This is a genomic window from Flavobacterium sp. SM2513 (genome assembly GCF_050908145.1).
Taxonomy (GTDB): Bacteria; Bacteroidota; Bacteroidia; order Flavobacteriales; family Flavobacteriaceae; genus Flavobacterium.
In genome coordinates this window covers 2,382,117-2,406,501 of the sequence record NZ_CP194228.1, presented here as the reverse complement: position 1 = coordinate 2,406,501, position 24,385 = coordinate 2,382,117, and the positions used below count along the sequence as shown (strand labels likewise).

Annotated in this window: 25 protein-coding genes and 1 other RNA gene; 13 read left to right on the top strand and 13 right to left on the bottom strand. The window is 35.5% G+C overall.

Features of this window, described 5'->3' with window-relative positions; all coding sequences use genetic code 11:
• Window positions 1-104 precede the first annotated feature (104 nt).
• The 4 genes from ACQ5J2_RS10100 to ACQ5J2_RS10085 are packed head-to-tail and all read left to right on the top strand — an operon-like array spanning window position 105 to window position 3,396.
• Window positions 105-971, top strand: a complete 867-nt coding sequence (locus ACQ5J2_RS10100) for a nucleoside phosphorylase (protein ID WP_432670282.1) — start codon at window positions 105-107, stop codon at window positions 969-971.
• 49 nt (window positions 972-1,020) lie between these two features.
• On the top strand, window positions 1,021-1,548 hold the full coding sequence (locus ACQ5J2_RS10095; RefSeq protein WP_432670281.1) for a GNAT family N-acetyltransferase: 528 nt from the start codon (window positions 1,021-1,023) through the stop codon (window positions 1,546-1,548).
• A gap of 45 nt (window positions 1,549-1,593) precedes the next feature.
• Complete coding sequence (locus ACQ5J2_RS10090) at window positions 1,594-2,442, top strand: substrate-binding domain-containing protein (protein WP_432670280.1); 849 nt, start codon at window positions 1,594-1,596, stop codon at window positions 2,440-2,442.
• A gap of 21 nt (window positions 2,443-2,463) precedes the next feature.
• Complete coding sequence (locus ACQ5J2_RS10085; RefSeq protein ID WP_432670279.1) at window positions 2,464-3,396, top strand: transglutaminase; 933 nt, start codon at window positions 2,464-2,466, stop codon at window positions 3,394-3,396.
• 361 nt (window positions 3,397-3,757) lie between these two features.
• Here the strand turns inward: ACQ5J2_RS10085 and ung are convergent, their stop codons facing one another.
• Together ung and ACQ5J2_RS10075 are read right to left on the bottom strand one after the other, a co-directional pair.
• Window positions 3,758-4,411, bottom strand: coding sequence for a uracil-DNA glycosylase (ung, locus tag ACQ5J2_RS10080; RefSeq protein ID WP_432673297.1), 654 nt, complete (start codon window positions 4,409-4,411; stop codon window positions 3,758-3,760).
• 96 nt (window positions 4,412-4,507) lie between these two features.
• Window positions 4,508-5,935 (bottom strand): ATP-dependent DNA helicase, encoded by a 1,428-nt coding sequence (locus tag ACQ5J2_RS10075; protein ID WP_432670278.1) that lies wholly within the window; start codon window positions 5,933-5,935, stop codon window positions 4,508-4,510.
• A gap of 129 nt (window positions 5,936-6,064) precedes the next feature.
• On the opposite strand from ACQ5J2_RS10075, the gene ACQ5J2_RS10070 reads away from it, so the two are divergent.
• Window positions 6,065-6,877 carry a DUF3822 family protein gene (locus ACQ5J2_RS10070; RefSeq protein ID WP_432670277.1) on the top strand — a complete coding sequence of 271 codons (813 nt, stop codon included), beginning with the start codon at window positions 6,065-6,067 and terminating at the stop codon, window positions 6,875-6,877.
• Window positions 6,874-7,455, top strand: coding sequence for an RsmD family RNA methyltransferase (locus tag ACQ5J2_RS10065; protein ID WP_432670276.1), 582 nt, complete (start codon window positions 6,874-6,876; stop codon window positions 7,453-7,455). The genes ACQ5J2_RS10070 and ACQ5J2_RS10065 overlap by 4 nt, the downstream gene beginning before the upstream one ends.
• Before the next feature lie 123 nt (window positions 7,456-7,578).
• On the opposite strand, the gene ACQ5J2_RS10060 is transcribed toward ACQ5J2_RS10065, so the two are convergent.
• The gene (locus tag ACQ5J2_RS10060) at window positions 7,579-9,654 is read right to left on the bottom strand and encodes an outer membrane beta-barrel protein (protein WP_432670275.1); all 2,076 of its coding nucleotides are present in this window, start codon (window positions 9,652-9,654) and stop codon (window positions 7,579-7,581) included.
• 4 nt (window positions 9,655-9,658) lie between these two features.
• Window positions 9,659-10,654 carry an alpha/beta hydrolase family protein gene (locus tag ACQ5J2_RS10055; protein WP_432670274.1) on the bottom strand — a complete coding sequence of 332 codons (996 nt, stop codon included), beginning with the start codon at window positions 10,652-10,654 and terminating at the stop codon, window positions 9,659-9,661.
• Window positions 10,655-10,779: 125 nt separating this feature from the next.
• On the opposite strand from ACQ5J2_RS10055, the gene ACQ5J2_RS10050 reads away from it, so the two are divergent.
• Both ACQ5J2_RS10050 and ACQ5J2_RS10045 read left to right on the top strand, forming a co-directional pair.
• Window positions 10,780-12,150 carry a sensor histidine kinase gene (locus ACQ5J2_RS10050; protein WP_432670273.1) on the top strand — a complete coding sequence of 457 codons (1,371 nt, stop codon included), beginning with the start codon at window positions 10,780-10,782 and terminating at the stop codon, window positions 12,148-12,150.
• 1 nt (window position 12,151) lies between these two features.
• The gene (locus ACQ5J2_RS10045) at window positions 12,152-12,838 is read left to right on the top strand and encodes a response regulator transcription factor (RefSeq protein WP_432670272.1); all 687 of its coding nucleotides are present in this window, start codon (window positions 12,152-12,154) and stop codon (window positions 12,836-12,838) included.
• 233 nt (window positions 12,839-13,071) lie between these two features.
• Here ACQ5J2_RS10045 and rnpB read toward each other — a convergent pair.
• Window positions 13,072-13,395: RNase P RNA component class A (rnpB, locus tag ACQ5J2_RS10040), an RNA gene on the bottom strand.
• A 131-nt stretch (window positions 13,396-13,526) separates the two neighbouring features.
• On the opposite strand from rnpB, the gene ACQ5J2_RS10035 reads away from it, so the two are divergent.
• From ACQ5J2_RS10035 to ACQ5J2_RS10020, 4 genes are all read left to right on the top strand, one after another.
• On the top strand, window positions 13,527-13,847 hold the full coding sequence (locus ACQ5J2_RS10035; RefSeq protein WP_432670271.1) for a hypothetical protein: 321 nt from the start codon (window positions 13,527-13,529) through the stop codon (window positions 13,845-13,847).
• A gap of 6 nt (window positions 13,848-13,853) precedes the next feature.
• A complete protein-coding gene (locus tag ACQ5J2_RS10030; RefSeq protein WP_432670270.1) occupies window positions 13,854-14,930 on the top strand; it encodes a DNA topoisomerase IB in 1,077 nt (358 codons plus the stop codon).
• A gap of 80 nt (window positions 14,931-15,010) precedes the next feature.
• Window positions 15,011-16,096, top strand: a complete 1,086-nt coding sequence (gene dnaX, locus ACQ5J2_RS10025; RefSeq protein ID WP_432670269.1) for a DNA polymerase III subunit gamma/tau — start codon at window positions 15,011-15,013, stop codon at window positions 16,094-16,096.
• Window positions 16,033-16,728, top strand: coding sequence for a DNA polymerase III subunit gamma/tau (locus ACQ5J2_RS10020; protein ID WP_432670268.1), 696 nt, complete (start codon window positions 16,033-16,035; stop codon window positions 16,726-16,728). The genes dnaX and ACQ5J2_RS10020 overlap by 64 nt, the downstream gene beginning before the upstream one ends.
• On the opposite strand, the gene ACQ5J2_RS10015 is transcribed toward ACQ5J2_RS10020, so the two are convergent.
• The 8 genes from ACQ5J2_RS10015 to pyrR all read right to left on the bottom strand — a co-directional run bounded on the left by ACQ5J2_RS10015 (window position 16,725) and on the right by pyrR (window position 23,833).
• Entirely contained in the window at window positions 16,725-17,615 is an 891-nt protein-coding gene (locus ACQ5J2_RS10015; RefSeq protein WP_432670267.1) for a Ppx/GppA phosphatase family protein, read from the bottom strand. The two genes, ACQ5J2_RS10020 and ACQ5J2_RS10015, sit on opposite strands and share 4 nt — an antisense overlap.
• 21 nt (window positions 17,616-17,636) lie before the next feature.
• Window positions 17,637-19,748, bottom strand: coding sequence for a polyphosphate kinase 1 (gene ppk1 / locus ACQ5J2_RS10010; RefSeq protein WP_432670266.1), 2,112 nt, complete (start codon window positions 19,746-19,748; stop codon window positions 17,637-17,639).
• Between the two features lies 1 nt (window position 19,749).
• The gene (locus ACQ5J2_RS10005) at window positions 19,750-20,235 is read right to left on the bottom strand and encodes a SixA phosphatase family protein (protein WP_432670265.1); all 486 of its coding nucleotides are present in this window, start codon (window positions 20,233-20,235) and stop codon (window positions 19,750-19,752) included.
• An 88-nt stretch (window positions 20,236-20,323) separates the two neighbouring features.
• Entirely contained in the window at window positions 20,324-20,965 is a 642-nt protein-coding gene (gene pdxH / locus ACQ5J2_RS10000) for a pyridoxamine 5'-phosphate oxidase (RefSeq protein WP_432670264.1), read from the bottom strand.
• 41 nt (window positions 20,966-21,006) lie between these two features.
• On the bottom strand, window positions 21,007-21,915 hold the full coding sequence (locus ACQ5J2_RS09995) for a ribonuclease Z (protein WP_432670263.1): 909 nt from the start codon (window positions 21,913-21,915) through the stop codon (window positions 21,007-21,009).
• 27 nt (window positions 21,916-21,942) lie between these two features.
• Entirely contained in the window at window positions 21,943-22,275 is a 333-nt protein-coding gene (locus tag ACQ5J2_RS09990) for a ribonuclease Z (RefSeq protein ID WP_432670262.1), read from the bottom strand.
• Window positions 22,276-22,325: 50 nt separating this feature from the next.
• A complete protein-coding gene (locus ACQ5J2_RS09985) occupies window positions 22,326-23,252 on the bottom strand; it encodes an aspartate carbamoyltransferase catalytic subunit (RefSeq protein ID WP_432670261.1) in 927 nt (308 codons plus the stop codon).
• A gap of 41 nt (window positions 23,253-23,293) precedes the next feature.
• Window positions 23,294-23,833, bottom strand: a complete 540-nt coding sequence (pyrR, locus tag ACQ5J2_RS09980) for a bifunctional pyr operon transcriptional regulator/uracil phosphoribosyltransferase PyrR (RefSeq protein ID WP_432670260.1) — start codon at window positions 23,831-23,833, stop codon at window positions 23,294-23,296.
• A 230-nt stretch (window positions 23,834-24,063) separates the two neighbouring features.
• On the opposite strand from pyrR, the gene ACQ5J2_RS09975 reads away from it, so the two are divergent.
• On the top strand, window positions 24,064-24,234 hold the full coding sequence (locus ACQ5J2_RS09975; protein WP_432670259.1) for a hypothetical protein: 171 nt from the start codon (window positions 24,064-24,066) through the stop codon (window positions 24,232-24,234).
• Window positions 24,235-24,385 lie beyond the last annotated feature (151 nt).

Genomic DNA, 24,385 nt, shown 5'->3' with positions numbered 1-24,385 from the left:
TGAGCGACTTAAAACTTTATAACCTTCACTTTTCAAATTAAAATATATACTAAATAATAAGCTCCGTGTCTTAGTGACTTCGTGGCAAAAAATTAAAAAAAATAATGATACAATCTTCAGAACTTATATTAAATCCAGACGGAAGTGTTTACCATCTAAATGTTAAACCAGAACACATCGCGCACGATATTATCTTTGTAGGCGACCAAAACCGAGTTGAAAAAATCACACAATTCTTCGACTCGATTGAGTTTTCTACACAAAAAAGAGAATTCAAAACCCAAACAGGATTGTATAAGGGAAAACGAATCTCAGTTATTTCAACAGGAATCGGACCCGATAACATCGATATCGTCATGAACGAACTTGATGCACTAGTAAACATTGACTTTCAAACCCGCCAACCCAAAGAAAAACTAGTTTCGTTAAACATTATTCGCGTAGGAACTTCCGGTTCGCTTCAAGAAAATATTCCGGTGGACAGTATAGTTATGTCGAAGTTCGGATTGGGATTAGACAACATGCTTCACTCCTACTTGATTGATGAAATTACACATCCTGAAATTGAAGATGCTTTTATTCAACAAACAAATTGGGATTTAAAAAAAGGAAGACCTTATGTAATTTCTTGCAGCGAAAAATTAGAAAAACGAATCGAAAGTGACCAGATATTCAAAGGATTTACCGCAACAGCACCTGGTTTTTATGGCCCACAAGGTCGCGTACTTCGTCTTGCGATTCAAGACCCAGAATTAAACCACAAAATGGATAATTTTAACTTTCAAGGCACCCAGATTACTAATTTAGAAATGGAAACTTCCGCTATTTATGGCCTTTCAAAACTTTTAGGCCACGAAGCCTTGTCTCTAAACGCAATTATCGCCAATCGTGCCAATGGAACGTTCAGCGAAGACCCTTATAAAGCAGTTGATGCTTTAATCGCTTATACATTAGATAAATTGGCACAATAAATCTTTACAACAATATGCCTGAATTGTGGTGAGAACCAATAGCAAAAGCATGAACTTAATCATAGAAACCGATCGTCTTCTCCTACGCGAAATGCTTCATGACGATGCCGAAGCGTTATTTGAAATGGACAATAATACAAAGGTTCACAAATACCTTTGGCAAAAACCCGTTACAACTATTGAAGAAGTTCATGCTTATATTGATTTCGTTAGAACGCAATATACAGCAAATAATATAGGGCGTTTTTCCACAATACTTAAAGAAACAAATGAGTTAATTGGTTGGACAGGACTTAAATTTGTAAACGACCACATTGAAAACGGCAATACCAATTTCTATGATTACGGCTACCGACTCAATGAAAAGTTTTGGAATAATGGTTATGCCAGCGAAGCTTCAAAAGCGTGGCTCGATTATGGTTTCAACCAAATGAATCTCCAAGAAGTAAACGCCTACACCCACGCCCAAAATGGAGCCTCAAACCATGTTTTGCAAAAAGTAGGATTTGATTTCATCGAAGATTATCCAGACGAACAAGGTGTAACTTTGAAATGGTGGCAAATAAAAAAAACTTAAAATAATACTTCGTCACCTAGCGTCTTCGTGGCAAAAAACAACACAATGAACACAATAAAAATAGCCGGAGTTCCCGAACATTTCAACCTTCCTTGGCAATTGGCCATCGAAAATAACGAATTTAATAATCAAGGCATCGACTTGCAATGGACCAACGTTCCTGAAGGAACTGGAAAATTATGCGATATGCTTCGCAACGGCGAAACCGATTTGGCTGTCATCCTGACCGAAGGAATCATTAAAGACATCCTTGCTGGAAATCCATCGAAAATCGTACAAATATACGTACAAAGTCCACTAATATGGGGAATCCACGTTGCAGCTGACTCTAAATACCAAACGCTTGAAGACTTAAAAGACACCAAATGCGCCATTTCCCGCAAAGGGTCTGGTTCGCAATTAATGGCTTATGTAAATGCACATAATCAAAATTGGCCCACTGAAAACCTTCAGTTTGAAATCATCAACACTATTGACGGAGCCGTGGAAGCATTGGCTAACGAGCAAGCCGATTATTTCATGTGGGAACGCTTCATGACCAAACCTCTTGTTGATAAAGGAGTTTTCCGTCGCCTAGACGATTGCCTTACCCCTTGGCCTAGTTTCATTATTGTCGCTACCGACGATTTGCTTCAAAACCAACCCGACATCGTGCAAAAAGTGCTCGAAATCATCAATACTAAAACTGCCACTTTCAAAGAAATTCCTGAAATTACCACCACATTATCCACCCGCTTCCATCAAAAACTGGAAGATATTCAAGAGTGGATTTCAAGAACTGAATGGTCTCAAGAACCAATTAACGAAGAAATGTTAAACAAAGTTCAAAATCAACTCTTTGAACTCGCCATTATCGATAAAAAAGGTACTTTTGCTCAACTAGCAATTCGCTAAAAGTTGCCTCGCAATTGATATATGATTCAGGAAACAAGAACCAAATTGAAAGCACTTCGAAGTAGATTCCAGCTCAAAAGGCCGTGGAACAACATCGTCATTTTCTTACTCAACATCCTGATTGCCATACCCGTTTTCATCATCATTCACCAAAACATCATCGACCCAGAGTGGCCTTTTCAAATTGACAGGATCCTACTTTTTATTTCCATTGTGGCTATTATCCAACTAATTCTACGACTACTAAGAACAATCACCATCATCGCCTTAGGAATCTATCTCCTCGTTTTGATGTACGGAACCACCATCGGAAACTACGGCTTTTCCGAAGTTTTCGAGGACTACCGTTCCATGATGTACCTGATGCTTGACGACGCCAACCCGCAAGATTTAATCATCTCAAAACTACTTCCGTTCCCCAATAAAACCAAAATTCTAAATGCTATTGATTTCCAAAATCCAAAGGTTCGAAACTTTGCAGTAATGGCAACCGCTGACAACTTTAGAGATGTTAAAGGCTATAACGAATACCGCATGATTATCCAATGCTTTGCCGTTTTCAAAGAAATCAAAGAAAAATGGAACTACGTTGACGACCCAAAAGGACGCGAATACATTGCTGCAGCAAGCGAAACCGTCATGCACTTTTCAGGCGATTGTGACGACCACGCCATCTTTATGGCGGCATCCATTCGGGCAGTTGGCGGCACACCCCGACTCATCCACACCGGCGGTCATATTTACCCCGAAATGCTCATCGGTAATAAAAAAGACCTCGAAGCCATCAACTACCTCATCAAAGAAGTTCTTTTTAAACGCGAAAGCAAAGGAAAAGAAATTCACTACCACATCGATGAACGTGGCCAAATATGGCTCAACTTAGATTATACAGCAAGATATCCTGGCGGGCCTTTTATGTCGGAAGAAATTTTAGGTGCTTTGACTTTGAATTAATTTTTGAAGTAAATCGCTTGGGGATTTTCATAACTACTTTAATTATACCTCAGGATAGCACCGCGTATTTTGTATAAAGCAGATTAAAATAAAACTCAGCCTAAAAAGTAGAAGACTCAGCTGTAAGAGTAAAAGACCAAGCTGAAACGGAAAAAGTCTCAGCCGAAAAAGTAGAGCACTCGTCTGAAACGGAAGAGAACGCCACCGAAAAGGTAGAGCGTTCTGCTAAATAAATAAACAGCTCTGCTAAAAAGGTAGAGAACTCTGCTAAAAAAGTGGCGTTCCGAAATAAAACGGTAGCGTGCTCCACTTATTCGCGCGAGAAATTAAATTTGTAATTTGTTAGGATAAAAAATAATTATTACCACTTCACTGCCTTGACCTTCCGCTTCCGCAGATACTTATTCGCCAAGCTAAAATGCTTGTTTCCGAACCATTTTCCTTGATTGGCACTCATTGGAGAGGGATGTCCACTTTGTAGAATCAGATGCTTTTCTGGGTCAATCTTACCTCCTTTTTTCTGCGCAAAATTCCCCCACAACATAAAAACAACACCTTCTTTCTCGTGGTTAATCAATTCAATAACCGCATCTGTAAATCTATTCCAGTCCAAATTTTTGTGACTGTTTGCTTTGTCTTTCTCGACTGTTAAACCTGCATTCAACAACAAAACGCCTTGACTTGCCCAACGTTCTAGACTTCCAAAAATTGGTAATTCCGTCCCTAAATCTTCATTTAATTCTTTGAAAATATTGCGTAAAGACGGCGGAATCTTCGTCCCATCTGGCACCGAAAACGATAAACCATGTGCTTCACCCATTCCATGATACGGGTCTTGCCCAATAATCACGACTTTCAAATTTTTCCAATCGCATTGATTAAACGCTTCGAAAATCATTCGTTTTGGAGGAAAACAAGTTGATTTTTCATAAGCATCGCCAACTTCACTCCATAGCTTTTCGAAATACGGTTTTTCAAATTCTGATTCCAATTTGTCAAACCAAACAGGATTCATATTTAATATTTCAGGTGTCAATTTTTTCAAAGTATTCAATTTAAAAGTGGAACAATTAAAAGTTAGATAATTTACAGAATTAACTTGCTAAAATAATTAATTCTCCTCAAAAAATTCATCCTTAAACCCAATCAAATACAACTTATCTTTCGCTCGAGTCATTGCCGTGTACAACCATCTTACATAATCCTGCGTGATTCCGTCAGGCAAATAGGGTTGCTCGATAAATACGGTATTCCACTGACCACCTTGTGATTTGTGACAGGTAATTGCATACGAAAACTTGACTTGCAAGGCATTAAAAAACTCATTTTCTTTTACTTTTGCTAATTTCTTGTATTGGGCTCCTTCACTTTCATAATCGGCTAACACTTCTTGGTACAATCGGTTGGATTCCTCGTAACTCAAGGAAGGTGTCTCGGAGGTTGTGGTGTCTAATAATACAATGGTTTCAAACGGAATTTGGTTGGGATAATCGACCATGCGGACTTTTACTTTGGCAAATTTAAAGGTGTACAATTCCATGAAACCAAAAATTTCTAACACTTCGATGATGTCGCCATTAGCAATGAAACCAGCTTCGTCGCTGTCTTTGAGCCAGAAATAATTGTTTTTCACCACCATCAAGAAATCACCTGTGGAAAGTTCGCTTTCCTTGTCCAGAATTTTCATTCGGATTTGTTGGTTGTAAGCATTCGCTCTTTTATTGGAACGTACGATAAACGCCGTGTCTTCAATACTGTAATTGCTGTAAGCCGACTGAATAGCGTCCTGAATGTCGTAGCCGTCCACTAACCTCGTTATGTCTTTGAAGCCGCGAAGTGTAAACTTGAATTCCTCAAAAAACTGTTCTTCCAGTAATTCCCGAAGTGCCGTGGCATTGTATAAAATCCCTGAATTTTCTTCTTGTCGCATGACTTCGTCCAACTCGATTGACTCGACTTCCATGTCGTAATTGAGTCGTAAAATATCGGTGTTCAATGCGGGAGATTCATCCCGATTTATCGGAGGTAGTTGTGCGGTATCACCTAAAAGTAAGAGTTTGCAATCGGTTCCTGAATAGATGTAAAAGATTAAATCGTCTAGCAGCGAACCATTGGCATACATTTTATTCTCAGAATCCGAATCGGAGATCATCGAGGCTTCATCGACAATGAAAATCGTGTTTTTATGCTTGTTGGGCATTATGGTAAAAGTCACGCCTCCACCCTTATTTTTCTTGGGAAAATAAATTTTTTTGTGAATGGTAAAAGCCGGTTTTTCGGAGTAATTGGCAATGACTTTTGCAGCACGACCTGTGGGTGCGAGAAGTACATATTTCTTTTTTAGTTCTACTAAATTGTTGACAATCGTAGAAATGACGGTTGTTTTTCCCGTTCCGGCATACCCTTTCAATACAAAGATTTCGTCCTTTTTATCGTTGGTTAAAAAGACGGCAATTTGTTGGAAAAACAAATCTTGTTTGACGGTAGTTGCAAACGGGAATTTTCGCTTAAGCGTGGAATAAAATTGGGTGGAAGTCATAGATTGGGATTCAAGAAAGGCAAAGTACGGAAAGTTTTTTTAGCAATGAAAGCGACATTTTGTTTATTTTCAAATCAGTCTCTTTTAAAAAAATTGTAAGTTTGTCGGACTTTAAAACGCTTCCTTCTCGTGAATCTGAATATAACAGAAAAAAACTACCGCAAACTCGTGCTTCAAGTCTCTTTGAATGGCTTCAGCTTTTGCGTGGTGGACACTTTGAATGATGAACTATTGACTTTTCAAGACATTCCGTTCAACGTTTTTCAGCGAAACAATAAGGTGGAAGATTTGTATTGGAAAGCCTTTCTAGATCATAAGGAATTGACCAAAATATATGATGAAATTGTTGTAGTGCACGACAATAATCTAAATACGTTTGTTCCCAAACCTTTATTTGATGAGGAGTATTTGGCAAGTTATTTACAGTACAATACCAAAGTTTTTGAGACCGATTTCTATACTTTTGACGTAATTCAAAACCAAGAAATCAACAACGTTTATGTTCCTTACGTCAATTTGAACAATTATTTGTTGGATCAATTTGAAAGTTTTGATTACAAGCATTTCAGCAGTATATTATTGGAACGTTTGTTGGCATTTTCAAAAAACAAGGAAGAAACACAAGTATTTGTGCATTTTAGTGGTGAAAAATTTGAAATTGTAGTGTTGAAAAACCAGCAATTGTTGTTGTACAATTCGTTCGATTATTCGACCAAAGAAGATTTTATTTACTACTTATTATTTACCGCAGAACAACTGCAACTCAATCCCGAGTATTTTAATTTAAGCCTTTTAGGAGCTATTTCGGAAGAAGATGAATTTTTTGAAATTGCCTATAAATATATCCGAAACGTACAATTACTGGACGTTTCGGCATTACAACACCGTAATAATTTTACAAAAGCCGACAATCTAAAGCATTTTATACTTTTTCAATCGTGAGAATAATATCTGGAAAACACAAAGGAAGACGCATTTCGCCACCCAAAAATTTACCCGTTCGTCCTACGACGGATATGAGTAAAGAAGCATTATTTAATGTGTTGAACAACCATTTTAACTTCAGCGGCCTTAAAGTACTAGATCTTTTTGCCGGAACCGGAAACATCAGTTATGAGTTTGCCTCCCGAGGTTGCGACAACGTAATTTCGGTGGATGGTGATTTTGGCTGTATTAAATTCATCAAACAAACGGCAGACGAATTTGATTTTACCATTACGGCCATTAAAAGTGATGTGATGAAATTTCTAAAAAAAAACAATAACTCCTATGATATTGTTTTTGCCGATCCCCCTTATGCATTTGATCAAGAAACGTTTGAAAAAATTGTGAAAACGATTTTTGAACGTGAATTATTGCAAGAAGACGGAATGATGATAATCGAACATTCTAAATACACGAAAATGACGCATTTGGATAACTTTTCTTTTCAAAAAGGTTATGGCGGTTCGTTCTTTAGCTTTTTTGAGTTGAATCAAACTGAGGAGGAAGTGGATGGTTTTGAGGAAGAGGAAGGATAGAAATTATAGTTTTTGATTTATCAATATATTGAAGAAAGCCACTGAATTAGTGGCTTTTTCGATTAACGTAATGCATGAACTACAAAATAGTTTTTCCCACAGTAACACTTTTTGATTGATGATTTATCGTATTCGATTGACGTTTTCGTCAACCTGTTTTTCTTTAAAAGTAGATGGTTTTGCTTTTCCATAGGTATATCTCAAAGCAATTGCAAATTCGTTGGTATCTTGGAAAAAAACGGCTTGGGAATTAAGCAAATTACTCTGGATTTTTTCTTCAAATTCACCGCCTTTAAAGATATTGTTATAACTCAAAGTACAGGTCCAGTTCTTGTATTTTTTAGAAATAGCACTGTCTAAAACAAAAACATTTTTTCGTTGAAAAATGCCTTCACTACGATTGGTAAGTCCCCAAGCGACAAAACTCAGCGTCCAATCTTCTTTTAATGTAAAAGTTTGGTTGGAATAGTAATACAAATAGGGTTTCGCATCACTAAAAGCGAAGGATTGGTCTTCGTATTTGCTTAAATTTAGACTTAAGGTAATATTTGAGGTCCAAAATCTATATTTAAATGGATACGAAAATTCAATGTTGTAACCTGTTTCCAAATCAAAATTCTCAGGTCTGTAATTCAAAACATTTTCACCCTCACTGTACTGAAAACCGTAATTCATAACATTTTTATTGGTATAATATCCCACTGTTATGGACTTGTTTTTGTATTGAAAATTAGCAGAAACTTCCTCACCAATTGCAGGATTCAAATTGATATTACTGGAAAAAACAAAATACGGATTAATCGCCGTTTGCCCATTACTTGTTGAGGAATAATCGGGACGGGTGATGGTTTTGGCATAGTTAAATGTAACCGTTTTTGTAGAATCAATAGCAAAATCAATTTGTCCTTTTGGGAAAAAATACGTGTAATTTTTACTTATTTTTGCAACAGTTGCGTCTCCGTATTTCCCATTGACATTCGTGTTTTCCACTCTAATTCCCGACGACCAAGACACTTTTTTTATTATTCCTGAAAGTTGCATGTATCCAGAAGTGTTTTGCTCTTTCAAGTTATAGGTTGAATTACTGTTATTGTTTGTTTCGAAGTTATTCAACAGCAAATTTGTATTTGCATTTGCATAGGTATGTAGCGCTCCAATTTCTAAGTTCATCAAATTGTCAAACTTTTTTTCGAAATCAATTCTTTCAGATAATGCCTCCACTTTGAAGTATTGGTTGACTGATTGAAAAGGACTGAAACTCGTTTGATTATAATTATTAGACGAATTTATTCCTAGTGCATTTACAAAACTGCTGTATTGCAATCCTAAAAAAAGGGTAGCATTGGCTTTGATTTTTTTATTGTAATTTAGAAATGAATTCACAAAATTGCGGTTTCCCCTAGTTCTTCCTTCTGTTTCAATTTCAGAAAATTGATGATTAGTCTTGGTTTTAAAATCAAAATCGTCTTCTTTTAAATGACCATTGAGCGAGAGTGAAAAAGTATCGGTATTGGCAAAAGTATGGTAAATTCCCATTCCATACACGTAATTATTTCTATTGGTAAATCCAGCCACATTATAATCTGAAATAATCTCGAAAGCAGGAATTTCATAACTATTGGCATTACTTTCCCAAGGATTTAGTTTGTTGTAATTGAAGTTGGCCTTAATCTCAGTAGTTTTAAAACTGAAATTAGAATTGATTCCCAAATAATTATTGAAGCTCTTTTTAAAAGAAGCCGTTTCAGAAATGGTGGTCTGAAAACCTTCATTAGTACTTGTTTTTCGGGTAATTAAAATAACAGCTCTACCTTCCGCTTCGTACTTTGCAGATGGATTATGGATGATTTCAATGGATTTTATATCCGAAACCGAAAGTGCTAATAAGTCGTTTACCTCTATTTTTTGATTGTCCAGATAAAGCAACGGATTTCCTTTTCCAACTATTGAAATTAAGCTTCTATCTCCGCTAATTTGCACTTTTGGCAACTTGGAAATCAAGTCCAATGGATTAGCAACCGAGCTCAAAATACTATTGGAGACTTCTACTTTTATATTGCCATTTTTATATTTAAAAGCGTTTTGAATTCCCTGAATTTGTACCTCTTCCATCTGAAAAATGCTGTCTTTTTCAAAGACTTGAGCAAATCCACTAGTTGAAAATAAAAAAGCTAAAGTCACTATTATATATTTATTCATCTTATTAACTTTTCAACCATTCCAACCAATCGCTTGCCACTTTATCCCAATTGTATTCCTCTTCAATGATTTCACCTTTATCGTTTTTTGGAAAATAATTGTGCTCCAAACCTACGTAACTATTAAAAGTAATATTCCTTTTATGTTGCTGAATAGCTTCAATTTGAAACAAATCATTGTACGCCACACTCCAATCTTCGGTGCCATAAGTAATTAAAACAGGGATTTTCAAGTGCATCAAATTGTCGCGTTGCGGAAGCGAAAAACTATAGGTTGCTTTGAAAGTGTCGCCACCATCGTATTGAATTTGTGAAGGATTCGCTACTACCTTTTTCCAATGCTCCACTACATTTTGTCCTTGTGGAATAGTTCCTTTTTCATCCGACCGCCTTTTCTCTAAAATAGAGGTAATTCTACCGTAAGGATTTCCGCCGGAGTAAATAAGTTGCGTGATTTTCTTGTTCAACGACGCCATTTTTACCGCCACAGTACTACCTTCTGAATGACCTGCTACTAAAAGTTGGTTGGTTTTTACCCATCGTTCCTTAAATAATTGTTTCAATATCGAATTATTTCTGAAAACATAATAGTCTAAATAATTTCTGTCGATATACCCTTTTGGCGGAATTTCCTTCTCTTTATCTTTTAAAAACATATAGTTTTTACCCAGTTTATTGACATTTGAAATAATCGGAATAAAAGGTTTGCCAATAATTACGATGTGGAAATCATCTAAGAATGGCGTCTCGTCAAACGGCAAAGTCCCATACAATCCCGTTTCGTCGTACTTCACGACCGGTTGAGGCAAACTGCCTTGGCAAAAAAGAAAAATAGGCTTCGCTATCTTTTCTTCTCCAGGTTTTGAAATCACGATAATATCGACTGGGTCGTCCAGATATTTCATTTTAATATGACGGTATCCGAAATCTTCAGGTATTTTTTGAGCTAAAGCAAAGGTTTTGGAGAGTAAAAACATAGTGATATAGATTATGTGATTCATGATTTTTAGTTGTTTACAAATATGCTTCTATTTCGTCGTTGCGAAAGTTAATCGTAGGTTAATGCAGGGTTAATGTGTGATTTATAGAAGAAAAGATGTATTTTTGAGGGGTATTTATAAATCCTATGCGACAAAAAATAAACTTATTAATTATCATTTCTTCGGCTGTATTAGTCGGGCTGATTGTGATGCAATATTTCTTAGTCAAAACCGCTTATGAATATAAAGTAGAGCAGTTTCGACTGGAAGTAAAAGAAAAAATTGCTAAAATCACCAACGATTATAGCGATATTGATTCGACTTTATTTGTCAAAAAAGATTTGTATTACAAGCAAGTTGCTATGGATTATTTATTGAATCCTGAACGAAAAGAACGCATCAAGCAATCGATTTTACAAAACAGTTTTAAAAAAGAATTGACCTTGAAATTGCAAAAAGCGTTTCAAAAAGAAATTCCCGATTTAGAAATGGATTTTGCCATTGTTCTAGACAAATTTGTTTTGTACAACAACACCGAAAGCGATACTATTTTTGCCGAAAAACCCTTAATTGCCAATAAATTATATGGTGATTTAGTTTCTCTAGACAATGCATTCTTAGTTCGCAATTATGTAGGAACTAGCAGTGGCGTTTTAAACCCAAATATAGCCAATTCCACCTACCAACTATTGACCGAAGACACGTTATATGTTTCTATAAAAAACTGGGAATGGATTGTTTTGAAACGAATGACGGGCATATTTTTATTGGCTGTTTGTTCGATTTTAGTGCTCGTTACTTTATTTGTAATTGCGTTGAAATCGTTGATTCAGCAGAAAAAAATCAGTGATATCAAAACGGATTTTATCAATAATATTACTCACGAATTGAAAACGCCATTGACTACTTTGGCAGTTTCTACTAAATTATTGAGTCGCCCTCATATTGCAGCAAATCCAGAACATCTCAATGGACTTTTGGACACCATAAATCGACAAAACAATCGTTTGCAAAACTTGATTGACCAAGTCATGACCAATGCTTTGGGTCACAACGATATCGATTTGCAAAAAGAGAAAACCACGATGCCTGATTTTCTGAATCTAATTATTTCTGATTTTCAAATCGCTTTTCCGAAAGTAGCCATTAGCACCGATTTTGGAACTACAAAAGCCACTTTACAACTCGACCGCTTCCACTTAACCACCGCCATTACTAATGTTTTGGAAAATGCGGTAAAGTATGGTTGTGAAAACATTACAGTTTCCAGTGTTCTGAAAAACAACGAATTTTGCATCGCGATTCAGGACGACGGCATTGGAATTTCGAAGAAAAATCAAGCTTTATTGTTTGATAAATTCTATCGAGTTGAACAAGGAAATATTCACACTACCAAAGGTTTGGGACTTGGTTTGTATTATGTAGAACAAATTTTAAAAGCCCACAAAGGCAGTATTCAAATTGTGAGTGATTTGGGAAAAGGAGCCACTTTTAACTTGACAATTCCCACAGTTTAAGATGAAGAAAATTCTATTAGCCGAAGACGATGCTGACTTTGCTCAAGTATTGAAGCAATATTTAGTGCTTTTTGACTTTGAAGTACATTGGGCTTCCGATGGTGAAGAAGCTTTTTCTACTTTTCAAAATGAAGTATTTCACTTTTGCATTTTAGATGTAATGATGCCAAAAATGGATGGATTTACTCTTGCGGAGAAAATGGTGCAGTTTAATCCAGAAGTTCCTTTCTTGTTTTTGACTGCAAAGAAATTAAAGGAAGATAAAATTCGTGGACTAAAATTAGGTGCTGACGATTATATTGTGAAACCCTTTGAAGCCGATGAATTGGTTTTACGGATTCAAAATATTTTAAAACGCAGCGAAAAAACAATTTTAAAAGTACCTCAAAACGAAGAAATTCAAATCGGAAGTTTCTTATTTCACACCCAAAGATTAACTTTAAAAAGTGCAAATTCACTTCAACAGTTGACCGAAAAAGAAGCTTTACTCCTGCTCTTTTTGTTTGAACATAAAAATCAGTTATTGAAACGCGAAGTGATTTTGCAAGCGGTTTGGCATACGGATGATTTCTTTTCTGGTCGAAGTATGGATGTTTTTATTAGTCGGTTAAGAAAATATTTCAAAGAAGATTCTACTATTTTGATTGAAAGTAAGCGGAATTTGGGATTGGAGTTTAAAGTTTCTTGAACTTTTTATCTCGCAAAGTCGCAGAGACGCAAAGCTTGTGTTTATAGAAGTTTATCTAAATTACGAATGGATACTGAAATAAATACGCATGACAAAACGCAAACTACCTACGTCAGGAATGCAGCGTGAGGGATAGCAGTGGAGCTCTTAATTGCTTTTTGAAAAGCAATTAAAGCGGGAATGAATAGCCCGACCCTTGTGGTCACGCCCAAAAAATTGTTCTGATTGTTAGAAAAAAAAGCAGACCTATAAGCCGGGTTCTGTTCACATTGAATTTGACTTCAACGTTGCCTTATCATTTATCTAGGCTTGCAATTACTCACAAGCTCCATCTTTCTACCCTTCAACAACGGGCGAGTGACCCTTAAATGTTGATATACTTGAAATTTCACCGCATAGAGTTTACCTGGTTTCACTACAGCATTACCTGTACATACTTTCTGTTGCACTTGTCCTAATTCCGATAAATCGGAACCGACGGATGTTATCCGCTATGCTACTCTTTGGTGTCCGGACTTTCCTCCTCAATAAATTGAGACGATAAGGCGGTCTGCGGTGCGAAATTACAACTATTAAGCGAAATAATAAGGTCGATAAATGTTATAACTCACAAATTAAATTACGTAAGGCAGTTGCAATGTATTAAAAGTACTTTTATTTTATTATAAATTCATTAAATTAATACATCATGGAACGTCAAATGTATCATTATGCGACCGTATCAAAAGCGTTGGAAGAGTTAACTGCAAAAGGATATTCTGTAGATTATAATTTGCAGGAAGACAAGATAATTAACAGTCCGGCAGATTTTACAATTGAAGAAATTTATCGCTATGAAGGAGAAACAGATCCTGGAGATGAGGCCACCGTATTTGGAATAAAGGCTTCCACGGGCGAGAAAGGTACTTTTGTTGCTGGATTGAACGCGTATACCGAAAATAGTGCGGCTCAGGTTTTGAATGAATTATTCATTAAAGGTCGCCAAGAATACAACGCTAGTAAAGAATAATTTCCGATGCGGAATCTTCAAAATACATTAGAGAAAATCGGGAGTGATTCTAAAGTTACTGCCAAATCTGTTGGACTTCGATATGCTGGAGTTTCAGAAAAAGGATTTTATCGATTTAAAAAAAGAACTAAATTTATCTACAAAGATGAAAATGGCACTTTGATTAATGACGATGAAATCCTTTCTCGTATTGCGAAATTAGTAATTCCTCCAGCTTGGGAAAATGTATGGATTTCGCCGTATCACAACGGGCATTTGCAGGTAACTGGCAATGACGCCAAAGGCAGAAAGCAATATCGGTACCACGAAGCGTGGAATAAGATTAGAAATCAATCCAAATTTTATCGTTTGCGGAATTTTGCGAAGGCATTACCGAAAATCAGAAAGCAAGTTGATAAGGATTTAAGCAGACGCGGACTTCCCTATGAAAAAGTAGTTGCTTTAGTAGTGAAGTTGATAGAAAACACGAACATCAGGATTGGCAATGAAGCCTATAAAAAGCTCTACGGTTCGTTTGGGTTGACGACACTTCGGGATAAGCATGTGAAATTTCAAGGAAGTGAAGTCACGTTCACTTTTAAAGGAAAAAAAGGAGTGCATCACGATATTCATTTGAAAGATAGAAAGTTGATGCATTTGGTCAAAAAATGCAAAGAAGTTCCAGGACAAGAATTGTTTCAGTTTTATGACGATAATGGAAAACACCATTCTATTGGTTCGAGTGATGTTAACGCGTATTTGCAGGAAATCACGAAACAAGATTTTACTGCTAAAGATTTTCGGGTTTGGGCAGGAAGTGTTCATGCACTTTGTAACTTTTTAGACGACGAAGCTCCTGAGAACCCAACCCAATGTAAGAAGAAAGTTATAGAAGTTCTAGACAAGGTAGCTCAGAAATTAGGAAATACACGAGCGGTGTGCAAAAAATATTATGTGCATCCTACTGTTTTGGCTGCGGCTGAAAAAGGTTCTATTTGGTTGTACAAAGGTGCGAAAACAGTGAAACATCGCAACTTAAATCCAGAAGAAAAGGTGTTGATGCATGTATTGGAGAATGAAAAAATAGCGACGGTTTTGGGTTAACGTTAATCTGTAAAAAACTTATTTCTTTAAATTTCACAATCCCCATTTTATAAACTATATTTGCTTTCCAAAACTTTTCTATGGAAGAATTTGTTGTATCGGCTCGTAAATACCGTCCCCAGACATTTAAAGATGTTATAGGACAACAAGCCATTACCAATACTTTATTGAATGCTATAGAAACCAATCACTTGGCTTCCGCACTGTTATTTACGGGACCTCGAGGTGTTGGAAAAACAACTTGTGCTCGAATTTTAGCACGAAAAATCAATCAACCCGGTTACGACGATCCGACGGAGGAATTCGCTTTTAATGTTTTTGAATTAGATGCGGCTTCGAACAATTCTGTGGACGATATTCGGAATTTGATTGACCAAGTTCGGATCCCACCACAAACAGGACAATATAAAGTCTATGTCATTGACGAGGTGCATATGCTTTCTTCGGCGGCTTTTAATGCGTTTTTGAAAACATTAGAAGAGCCACCAAAACATGCTATTTTTATTTTAGCGACTACAGAAAAACATAAAATTATACCTACGATTTTATCGCGTTGTCAAATTTTTGATTTTAAAAGAATAACTGTTAAGGATGCCAAAGAGCACTTAATGGAGGTTGCCAAAAGCCAAGGTATTGACTATGAAGATGATGCTTTGCACATTATTGCTCAAAAAGCAGATGGTGCGATGCGCGATGCTCTGTCCATTTTTGATCGTGTGGTTTCCTATTGTGGAAAAAATTTAACAAGACAAGCCGTTACTGAAAACCTAAACGTACTTGATTACGAGACGTATATTCAGGTTACTGATTTGATTTTGTCCAATAATATTCCCGAAGTTTTAATTACCTTTAATGACATTCTTTCGAAAGGATTTGATGGACATCATTTTATAGCAGGATTGGCTTCACATTTCAGAGATTTATTAGTTTCCAAAACTCCGGCGACTTTGAAACTTTTAGAAGCGGGTGAACAAGCACAGAAAAGTTACTTCGACCAATCACAGAGAGCTTCTCAGGAATTTTTATTGCAAGGAATTGACTTGGCTAATACGTGCGATTTAAAATACAAAACAAGTCAAAACCAGCGTTTGTTGGTTGAACTTTGTTTGATGCAACTTGCCTCTATCACTTTCGATGGAGAAAAAAAAAAGTTGACGGGTATATAATTCCACCTTCTTATTTTTTCAGTCGCGTATTAGAAATTGACGTTGTTGTTCCCGAAATTATTAAAGTTGAAACTCCACCACAAGAAGTAAAAGAGGAACAATTTTCTGTATCAAATCAAGTTGTCACAGAACCGGTACCACCTGTTTCGCAAGCTGACAATTCTCCTCAACAACCAAAAGTTTCAGCTTTATCATTGTCTAGTATTCGTGCGAAACGAGAATTAGCAAAAAATAAGAGTCAAGCAGAAAAAGAACATATTGATTTGCCAACTGAACCCTTCTCGGAGACGGATATGTTGCTAATTTGGAATAAATTCGCAGAAAATAAAGGTCATAAAGGTCAGAAGATTATTGAAGCACTATTGCTAATAAACGACCCAAAATTAGAAGGAACGACTATAATTCATGAATTACCAAATGAAGGTTCTAAAATAGAATTTGAAGCCGTTAAGTACGAATTAACGGGTGCTTTGCGGGGTAAATTGCATAATCATGATATAGCAATTGAGGTTATTGTTAATGAAAACATCAGTTCAAAACGAGCATTTACTCCACAAGACCGCTACAATCGTTTGAGTGAAATTAATCCCAATTTAGAAATTTTACGGAAACTTTTTGATTTAGAAATTTAGATTTTACCATAATACATTGCTTTTATAATTCCGTCAGAAAGTCCAATTTTAGGAACATAAATATTTCGAGCTCCGCTCCACTTCATTGCATTTAGGTAAATTTTGACGGCAGGAATAATTACATCAGCTCGGTCAATATTTAAACCTAATTCCGAAATTCTTTGTTCATAAGACATAGCATTCAAACTCGCGTATTGTGCATTTACATACATATAAGAAAGTGGTTTTTCTTGAAGTTTCCCCGACATTTTAAATAATTTATTGATGTTTCCACCCGAACCAATTAGTGTCACTTGGTCGAAATCTTGGGTATTCGTTTTTATCCATTTTTCAATTTCCTGCCACACCACGTCATGTACCATATTATTTAACAAACGTACCGTTCCAATTTTAAATGATTTGGAAACTACCATTTTACCATCATTAAATAACGAAAATTCAGTACTTCCTCCACCAACGTCAACATATAAATAGGTTTCATCCGTTCTTAGCAAAAATTTCAAATCAGTTGAAGCTATGATTGCCGCTTCCTTTTTTCCATCTATAATTTCAATCTTAATATCGGCTTTTTTCTTAATTAACTCGACAACTTCTTTACCGTTGTAGGCTTCTCGCATAGCGGAAGTAGCAAATGCCATATATTTTTCCACCTTGTGTACCTTCATCAATAATTTGAACGCTTTCATTGCATCAACCATTCGTTCAATGTTTTCGTCGGTAATTTCACCCACGGTAAAAGCATCTTGTCCTAACCGAATAGGCACTCGAACCAACGAACTTTTACTAAATTGAGTTACTTTTCCGTTTTCTTCGACAATATTTGAAATCAGCAACCTCATGGCATTAGAGCCAATATCAATCGCTGCATATTTTTTGATGGTTAACATAAAATCAGTGGATGATTAAAATTATAATTTTTCTGTAATGACTTCTAGATTGTTTCGGTAATAATTGTAGGTTTCCAATTGTGCTCTAAATATCGGTTTATTTCCTCGAAGACGGTACTTATTGTCTAAGTTTTCTGAGTGAATTCGGGCTTTTACATTTCCTTTCCATCCTATATCAAAATTATCAATTAATTCCTTTTGAATACTTTTATCATAAATGGGACACGTTACTTCTACCCGACTGTCTAAATTTCGGTTCATGAAGTCCGCTGAAGAAATATACACTTCCGGTTCGCCGTCATTACCAAAAATATAAACTCTTGAATGTTCTAAATATTTATCAACGATACTTATTGCTTCGATATTTTCGCTCATGCCTTTCACTCCGGGAATTATACTGCAGATTCCACGAACTTGCAACTGAATTTTTACTCCTGCCCGACTTGCATCATACAGTTTATCAATCATTTTAAAATCTGACAAACTGTTCATTTTCAATTTCATGTAGGCAGGTTTGCCCAAATGAGCATTCATTATTTCTCTATCAATCAATCGATTAAAACGAGTTCGTGTATAATGTGGCGATACAATCAAATGTTTGTAGCGATGCAAACGGTAATTCACATCGAAGAAATCAAATATTTTTGCAACGTCTTTTAAAATTTGTTGGTGACTGGTGAAAAGCGTTACGTCCGTATATACTTTCGCTGTTGATTCATTGAAATTTCCCGTGGAAATAATTCCATATCGGTGTATTTTACCTTCTTCAATTCGCTCAATCATGCAAATTTTACTATGAACTTTCAATCCTTTTATTCCGAAAATAAGTTCAATACCTTCCATCTGCATTTGTTCGGCATAATAAATATTACTTGCTTCATCAAAACGGGCTTGTAATTCAATTTGAACGGTAACTTTCTTTCCGTTTTTTGCTGCATTTATCAGGGAACTAATAATTTGTGAATTTCGAGCAAGTCGGTACAATGTGATTTTTATTGCAGTCACTTTTGGATCTAAAGCCGCTTCACGCAAAAATTTAATGATGTACGAAAAGGACTGATAAGGTGCGTTTACCAAGTAATCTTTTGTCTTTATTTTTTCTAAAATACTTCCCTCTAAAGATAAACCTTCCACCGGCAGTGGCGGATTATTTTGGTATAGTAAATCAAACCTACCCAAATTCGGGAAATCCATATAATCCCGTCTGTTGTGGTATCGTCCTCCCGGAATGATACTATCTGTAGAATCGATATGCATTTTAGATAAGAAAAATTTCAACGTATCTTTTCCAATAGATTGATCGTAAACAAAACGCACAGGTTCTCCAATTCGGCGGTCTTTTACGCTTGTCGCAATTTTTTCAAGCATACTTTTACTTAAATCACTGTCGATTTCGAGTTGGGCATCACGTGTAATTTTAATCATGTGTGCCTCCACTTTATCAAATTCAAAAATATTGAAAATATGATTTAAGTTGTACCTAATTACGTCATCTAACAAAATAATAAATTGCTTATTATCATTTTTTGGCAACTCCACAAAACGGTTAATCGTTTTCGGAATTTCAATTATGGCATAACGAATTTCAGCTTTTGGAGATTTTACAATATTTAATAGTGATGAAGATTTCTCTTTAGGTTTCATTACCAACTTTATCGCTAAGTAACCCGAAGTGTCTTTTAAAACGGGAAATTCTGCTAAGTCATTTAAGATGATGGTCACTAATGCTGGACTTACTTTTTGTATAAAAAAATCTTTAACAAAGTTCTGCTGGTCAGCACTAATTTCTTTTTCATTAATGATAAAGACATTTTCTTTTTCGAGCTGATTTTCAATATTACTCAAAATTCGTAAGCTTTCAGATTGTTGTTGAATTACAATCTGCGTGATTTCCTTTAGCAATTTTTCAGCAGAAATTCCTCCTAAAATTTTTTCACCCGAAACACCAGACAAACTCAGTCGTCTAATTGCAGCAAATCGCACGCGAAAAAATTCATCTAAATTATTAGAAAAAATTCCTAAAAAACGCAACCGGTCTAATAATGGGACGGAAGAATCTCCCGCTTCTTGTAAGACTCTGGCATTAAATGATAACCAACTTTTTTCTCTATCTATGTACCTATTCTCTGTCATTTTACTTTAAATCTCTTGGGAAAACTACTTTTTTGGTGTGGCCTTTATCCATTTCTTCCCAAGAATCAATATCAAAATCAATTGACACAAAACCAGATGTCGAAACGTTTTCAATAAAGGCGTCCCCAAATTTATTAACAAAATCGGTGATTGCTTCATTATGTCCAAAAACTATAACACAATCATAACTATTATTGCAAGTTTTGATAATTCTAGCCAATTCATTTACGTCAAAAGTGTAGAGTTCTTCTTTAAAAATGATGCTTTCCAGCGGATAAGTCATATTCTGCAAGAAAATAGTAGCAGTATCTTTGGCACGCTTCGCGGTACTACTCCAAATAATACTCTTTTTGGGTAAAAATGCTGCGATATGAGAAGAAACCAAGTGAGCGTCCTCAACACCTCTATTTGCTAAGGGTCGTTTTTTATCTGTGGACGGCGAATCCCAACTCGATTTAGCATGCCGTATTAAAATTAAATTTTTCATTATTTCATCAATTTAAAAGATATGGATGTCAAATCTAAATTTAGTAATAATTTTCAAACAATAACTAAAAACTTTAACAACTTTTAAATTAAGGCTGTAATCGGTCTATTTTCCAGTTAAAATCTTCCTGAAGTTGGTACCGAATGCGATCGTGCAGACGGTTTGGTCTTCCTTGCCAAAATTCGACAGAAACTGGTTTTACCACATATCCACCCCAAAATTCAGGTCGTAAAATATCTTTTCCCTTATATTCTGCTTCCAATTTTTGCAATCGATTTTCTAAGACCGCTCTTGAAGCAATAACTTCACTTTGATTGGAGACCATCGCTCCTAATTTACTTCCGTCCGGACGACTTTCGAAGTAACCGTCAGACACATTTGGAGCTACTTTTTCTGCCAAACCTTTAATAATCACCTGACGTTCATGTGAATGCCAGAAAAAAGACAAGCAAATATGTGGATTTGCTGCAATTGCTTTTCCTTTTTCTGATTCATAATTGGTGTAAAACACGAAACCATCTTCATTGAATCTTTTCAATAAAACGACTCTAGATTTCGGAAATCCATCCAATCCAAATGTGGAAACGGTCATTGCATTTGCTTCATGAACCGAACTGTCGTCTACCTCATGAAACCATTTTTGAAATAATGCAATTGGATCTTCAGGCAAGTTGATTTCAATTAACTCACTTTTCTCGTAGGATTTGCGGTAATCACTCAGATCTTTCATAATTTTTATTGCTATAAAATATATTTTATCTACCTATACTTTTAATCAAATTCAAAACTCTTTCCATCATCTGCCAATAAGACGTTCTGAAAAATAGTTTGAGCTTCTTCCCGAAACATTTCAATTGAGGGATACCTTGTTGAATAATGTCCTAAAACCAACTGTTTCGCATTTGCCTTTAAGGCAATAGTTGCCGCTTGTTTTGCTGTAGAATGCATTGTCTTTCCAGACAAATGTGCTTCAGAATCTAAAAACGTGGATTCGTGATATAATACATCAACGTCTCGAATTAGTGGAACAATACTTTCATCAAAAATAGTGTCCGAACAAAAAGCATAACTTTTCGGAGGCAAGGCGTCAAAGGAAAGTTTATCATTAGGAATAATTCTTCCGTCTTCTAAAGTAATGTCTTTTCCGTTTTTAATGTTTTGAAAATAACATTTCTCAATTTCGTATTCTTGAACCGCATTAATGTCTAATTTTCGTTCACCCATTTTCTCTTGGAATAAAAAACCATTGGTATAAACTCTATGTTTTAAAGGAATAGTACGAACTAAAACTTTCTCATCTTCAAAAATAACTTCACTTTCTGTTGAAGTTAATTCATGAAATATCAATTTATAATTGGTCCACGAATTGGATAAACGAAGTTGGAGGTTGATGATTTGTTTGATTCCTTTTGGCCCATAAATATGTAAATCGTTCACACGAGCGAGCGACATAAATGTGGAAACCAAACCAATCAACCCGTAACAATGATCACCATGAAGATGTGAAATAAAAATTTGATTTATTTTAGAAAACTTGATTTTATTTTTGCGCAATTGCACTTGAGTTCCTTCACCACAATCAATTAAAAATAAGCGGTTTTGCATTTCTAAAACCTGTGAAGTAGGATTTGTAATCGTTCTTGGAGTTGCTGCATAACAGCCTAATACAGTTAAGTTCAAAGTGAATTCTTTAATAAATTTAGCAAACTAGAAACCTAGATCGCGTTCAATTTCATCCATTGCAATAATATCGTTCGCTTCTAATAAAGAGGGAACAACAACAAATTCTTCTGGAAAAGCATTGAAATCAGTAGCTGAAACAACTAGTACAAAGGATTTCTTATTCCGTTTATGTTCCGTTGAAAGCGGTTGAAATAAAAGTAAATGTTTATCCTCAATTGTACCGTAATTCGATAAATCGATAATTAAATTGGTTCCCTTATAATTATTGATATCATAGGTTAATCGTGAAATAAATTGTCCCAAATCATTTTGGGTATCTCTAATTGTTGTAGCGTGTCCTTTGGTTGTAAATTTCATGTTATCGAAGGTTTTTATGTGAAATAAAACGAAATCTAAATGTACAAATTTTATTTTATTTTGGAAGCCAAAAGATAAATAACCGCCATTCTAATCGCTACCCCATTTTCAACTTGATTCAAAATAACAGACTGTTGCGAATCAGCAACATCAGACGAAATTTCAACACCGCGATTTATAGGTCCTGGATGCATGATGACAATTTCTTTGCTTAGCGAATCCAAAAGTGCTTTATCTACACCGTATTGTTGGGCATATTCTCTGGTAGAAGGAAAATAATTAATGTCCATTCGTTCGTTTTGAACGCGTAACATATTAGCCACATCGCACCATTCTAATGCTTTCCGCAAATTGGGTTCAACCGTAACTCCTAATGATTCAATATACTTGGGAATTAAGGTTTTTGGCCCACAAACTTTCACTTCCGCACCTTGCATTTGCAAGGCATAAATATTAGAAAGTGCGACACGTGAATGTAATATATCACCGACAATCACGACTTTTTTACCACCCACTTCACCTAATTTTTCTCGAATGGAATAACTATCTAACAATCCTTGTGTAGGATGTTCATGAGCTCCGTCACCAGCATTTATTATACTTGCTTTTACATTTCGCGATAAAAAATAAGCGGAACCTGGATGCGAATGCCGCATGACTACCATGTCTACTTTCATAGCAAGAATATTATTTACCGTATCAATTAGCGTTTCACCTTTCTTCACAGAAGATTGTGCGGCTGAAAAACTAATTACGTCGGCGGAAAGTCGTTTTTGTGCCAGTTCAAACGATAATTTGGTTCGCGTACTGTTTTCAAAAAAGATATTTGCAATCGTAATATCCCTTAACGACGGCACTTTTTTAATGGGGCGGTTGATGACTTCTTTAAAATGATCGGCAGTTTCAAAAATCAGGTCGATATCATTCCTATTGATGTATTTGATTCCTAATAAATGATTTACGCTTAATTCTTTCATCTTTTATGGTTGAATAGTAGTTTCAAATAATACTTTTTAGTTTAATTGGTAACCAAATAAACAGCGTCTTCGTTCTCGTTTTCTTGCCAAGAAACAATTACTTTTTGATTGTTAATGGCATCCACTTGACGGCCTCGATAATCCGGTTGAATTGGTAAATGTCGACTGAATCGTCTGTCAATTAAAACCAAAAGTTCAATTTCCGAAGGACGTCCAAAGGATTGAATGGCTGTCAATGCAGAACGAATACTCCTTCCTGTATATAAAACGTCGTCAATAAAAATCACGTTTTTTCCTTCCACTAAAAAGTCAATTTTAGTTCGATTCGCTTCTATAGGTTTGTCCGTCCGGCGAAAATCATCGCGAAAGAAAGTGATGTCTAAATAGCCTAAAGCGACATCCTTAATTTGGTAATCAGTTTCCAATATTGTCTTCAGCCTTTCGGCTAAAAATGTACCTCTTGGCTGTATTCCAATTAAAATAGTATTTGAAAAATCGAGGTGTTTTTCTATCAATTGACAGGCCAAACGATGCAGTATAATTGCGATTTCCTTTGAATTAAGCAATATTTTTTGACTCATAATGCTGTGGTGTTTGGTGTGTAAAAGTAAACCTTTTTTTAGAGTTGATAAACCTATAACAAAAAGAATCTGAAACTTTATATCAAAATGTTGTAATAATTTACAGAATCAAAAAGCTGAAATTTGAAGTATTGTTTGACACTAAAGACTTTTTGAAATTAAATTAAGCTATTTCAATCTTTATTTACGTCAATCAATACAATTAAATGAAATAACTAAAAACAATAATTATGAAAAAGTATATAACTAGAATCAGTTTATTCCTACTAATGCTAATCAGTTTACAAAGTTGCGAAGTCGTTGGAGGAATCTTTAAACTTGGTATGGGTGTTGGAATTTTTATCGTCATTGCCATCATTGCGGTAATCATTTTTATTTTCGCAAAGTTGACGAAAAAGTAAATTATTTAAAAGTGTTTTTTGAAAATGTCAGAAGCCACTTTTTTTAATCTTAAAAACTATCACAATCCGACTAAACAAAATCAGGTGTTTTCTTCTACATATATTCTTTTCTAAATTTACAAAATCATAAAACACTTCAATAAGCAAAAGC